This window comes from uncultured Campylobacter sp., from assembly GCF_938018145.1.
Classification (GTDB): Bacteria; Campylobacterota; Campylobacteria; order Campylobacterales; family Campylobacteraceae; genus Campylobacter_A.
In genome coordinates this window covers 1-3,086 of record NZ_CALIII010000119.1, presented here as the reverse complement: position 1 = coordinate 3,086, position 3,086 = coordinate 1, and the positions used below count along the sequence as shown (strand labels likewise).

Below are 3,086 nucleotides of genomic sequence, written 5' to 3'. Positions count from 1 at the left end.
TCAGCGTCTCGCCCTGATACCACGGCTGAGCGTATTTTTGCATCTTCCACTCGCGCCCGGGTACGATACCGACAAATTCGTTAGGCAGATCCACTCCGCTCTTTTGTCCAAACCCCAGCCGCTCTAAAACCGGCGAAACGGCGTCTATACCGACTTTTAAGCTGCCTTTATAAAAATAATCGTCACAGCTCTCTCGGATGGCCGAGTTCATATCCATAAAACCGTGTCCGTAAACGTTCCAGCAACGAAAATTTCGCCCTCCAAGCTCAAATGAGCCCGAGCAGAAATACCCATCGGCGCGGCTCATCTTGCCGGTATCTAAAAACGCCATCGCTACGCCCATTTTTATAACCGAGCCCGGCGGATAAAGACCGTTTACGAGCTTATTCGTAAACGGATGATCGATACTTTTAACAAGCTCGTCCCATTTAGCCTGCGATAACCCCGTAACGAACGGGTTTAAATCATACTCTGGGAAGCTGCCCGCAGCCAGTATCGAGCCGTCTCTCACGTCCATCACGATGATGACGCCCGCGTTATCGCCGAAAATTTCCTCGATGTATTTTTGCATCTCAAGGTCGATCGTGAGCGAGATGTCAGAACTTTGCGGGTAGCTCATGGATACCTCCTCGACCTCCTGATTTAGCGCATTTACTTTTACCTTTCGCACGCCCTCTTGCCCCTGCAAGACGGAGTTATAAAAGCGCTCCGTGCCGCTTCTGCCCGTGTGATTGGTTAGCTTTGCGACGGGATCGGACTCGACGTCTTGCTGATTTGCGCGGCCGACGTAGCCGATGATGTGAGAGGCTAGGTTATTGTAGGGATAGTGGCGCTTGGATGCCGGTTTGACCTCCAAATTTTCTCGCAGCGATAGTTCGGCGATGCGCGGTATCATCTTGTCGTAGTCCATAAAATCGATAATCTGAATAAAATCTTGGTTATAAGGCGAGTCGGCCTTGACGTATTCGCGCTTTAGCTTCGTGACGTTTAGGTCCTCGAATAAATTTTGCAAATTTGCAAGCTCGGCGTCTAAAATCTCCGCCCTCTTGCCGCTCAGGTGCGGCTTTAACGCGACGGAAAAACCGAGGCGATTTACCGCCATCGGACGGCCTTTGGCGTCTAAAATCAGCCCCCTGACGGGAGCTAGATACTGCGTTTTTACCGCATTTTGCTCGGCGATCTCCTCATAAAAATCGTTTGATTTGACGCTAAGATAATAAACGCGCACCAGCAAAAGCACCCAGACGCTAAATATGATGCCAAACACTATGCGCATCCTCATAAGCGCCCCCTAAACAAAACTACCGCCAAAACAGACTCCACGCCGACGTAGATTAGGTACTCGTAGTCAAATTTTAACATAGGCAAATTTGCCGCGTATGAGATAAAAGAGCTCGTCGCGCAGGTCCAAACGTAGCCGCTAGCGACGAATCCAACCGCCAAAAGCTCCCTTGATTTTAGCGTAACGATGAGCCAGTCGGACATAAAATGATAAAAAAGCATAAACGCAATCACGGCCGAAAACAGCGCAAATCCGTGCGCCTGCTCGGCAAAAGTGAGGTAAAACAGACAAAAATACCACTCCTTGCCAAACTCTTTGAGCGTCTTTTGTTTTTGCAAAGTTAGCATGATCATGTAAGTAAAAAATATCCCGATAAGAGGCGGTAGGTGCGTAAATACCGTCGTTATGCTCTGATAAAATACTAAAAAAGCAACCCAAGCAAGCTGCTTTAAAAATCGCTTCTCCGCGCCCAGTCTTCGCATCGCCGCACTCGTTTGCATTATTATAGGTTTTTAGCTAAATTTATAAATTTGGCCTTGGCGGCGCTTAAATTTGTAAATTTAGTTAGAAAATTTGATGGTAAAAATGCCAAAATTTGCCTGCGGCTTTTTGATTTCATTACAGCCCCAGCGCGTTTAGATATATAAGCTCGTTTGCCTTTTCTACGCCTGTTTTTTTAAGCGCCGAAACGAAATGCGCGCCCGGATAGACTTTTAAAACCGCGCTTTTTTGGCTTTGATTTAGCTTGTCTGATTTTGTGAGGAAATTTAAAATCTTTTGGTCGGGGCGCAAGAAGCTTTGCAAATAGTCGTTTACGTCCCTATCTATTTGCATATCAAACTGGCGCGAGTCGATGAGATGCACGAAAAGCTTGATGTTGGCTCTAAATTTTAGATATTCGTCGAGGTTTTTTCTCCACTGCGCGTGCATGCTTTTGGCTACTTTTGCGTATCCAAAGCCAGGCAGATCGACGAAAGTCAAATTTGCCCTCTCCTCGCTTGGCTCGCCTTGCTCGTTTTTGATACCGCGCGCATACTCGACCTCGAAAAAATTTATGAGGCGCGTTTTGCCCGGCGTCGAGCTTGATTTGGCTAGATTTTTGCGCCCGGTAAGCGCGTTTATCAGGCTGCTTTTGCCGACGTTGGAACGCCCCAAAAACGCCACTTCGCTCATCGCAAACTCGGGCGCACCCGCGATATTTGCGGCGGAGGTGATAAACTGCGCGCTGCTAGGATAGATCATTTGTTTTGATCTTCGACCTGAAAGATCAGACGCACGGGTTTTTTCTCGCCGCCGCCGCTTTTTACTTCGTAGGTGCCTTTTTGGCGATTTACGATGATCTTATCGCCGTAAACCTCCTTTTTGGTCTCGGCCTCGTGCAGATAGGCGTTGTTTTCGAGCGTGTAAGCCTCGATAGTCGGATCATAGGTCAGTACGCCGCCTCTGCCGTCGTAATGCTTTTGATTGAGTAAAATTTTAAAATTTGCGTTTCCCGTCGCGACATATTTGGTAGGCTGGCGCTTGGCGTCGAAGTAGATCGTCACTTTATCGGAATTTAGCGTATCATAAGCGCCCTTTTTGATGCGGACGTTGCCCGTCAGAACGCTGATCTGCTTGATCTCGTCGGCGAAAAAATTATCCGCCGTGACCTCGACCTGCTCCTGCGCGGCGCTAAGAGTAGTCGCGCCAAAGCCCGAAATTAGCGCGGCTGAAAGTATTAGTTTGTGGAGTTTTGATCTTTTATTAAATACCATGCGTGGATTCCTTTTGAGTTTGTTTGTTTGGTTTTAGTATCGTAGCTGAT

General features: G+C 47.8%; 4 protein-coding genes. All 4 read right to left on the bottom strand.

Translation table 11 applies throughout. The annotated features are described in order from the left end of the window. On the bottom strand, positions 1-1,282 hold a 1,282-nt coding region (locus Q0338_RS02645; protein ID WP_298085408.1), incomplete at its 3' end, for a penicillin-binding transpeptidase domain-containing protein. Next, positions 1,279-1,764 (bottom strand): hypothetical protein, encoded by a 486-nt coding sequence (locus Q0338_RS02640; protein WP_298085407.1) that lies wholly within the window; start codon positions 1,762-1,764, stop codon positions 1,279-1,281. The genes Q0338_RS02640 and Q0338_RS02645, both read right to left, overlap by 4 nt. 136 nt (positions 1,765-1,900) lie before the next feature. After that, a complete protein-coding gene (gene yihA / locus Q0338_RS02635) occupies positions 1,901-2,524 on the bottom strand; it encodes a ribosome biogenesis GTP-binding protein YihA/YsxC (RefSeq protein WP_298085406.1) in 624 nt (207 codons plus the stop codon). After that, positions 2,521-3,036, bottom strand: a complete 516-nt coding sequence (gene lptA, locus Q0338_RS02630; RefSeq protein WP_298085405.1) for a lipopolysaccharide transport periplasmic protein LptA — start codon at positions 3,034-3,036, stop codon at positions 2,521-2,523. Before lptA ends, yihA begins: the two co-directional genes overlap by 4 nt. Positions 3,037-3,086: the final 50 nt, after the last annotated feature.

What these genes read in the sequence shown, in the direction of transcription:
- Q0338_RS02640 (WP_298085407.1), bottom strand. Translation starts at nt 1,764, where the DNA reads ATGCGAAGACTGGGCGCGGAGAAGCGATTTTTAAAGCAGCTTGCTTGG.
- lptA (WP_298085405.1), bottom strand. Translation starts at nt 3,036, where the DNA reads ATGGTATTTAATAAAAGATCAAAACTCCACAAACTAATACTTTCAGCC.
- yihA (WP_298085406.1), bottom strand. Translation starts at nt 2,524, where the DNA reads ATGATCTATCCTAGCAGCGCGCAGTTTATCACCTCCGCCGCAAATATC.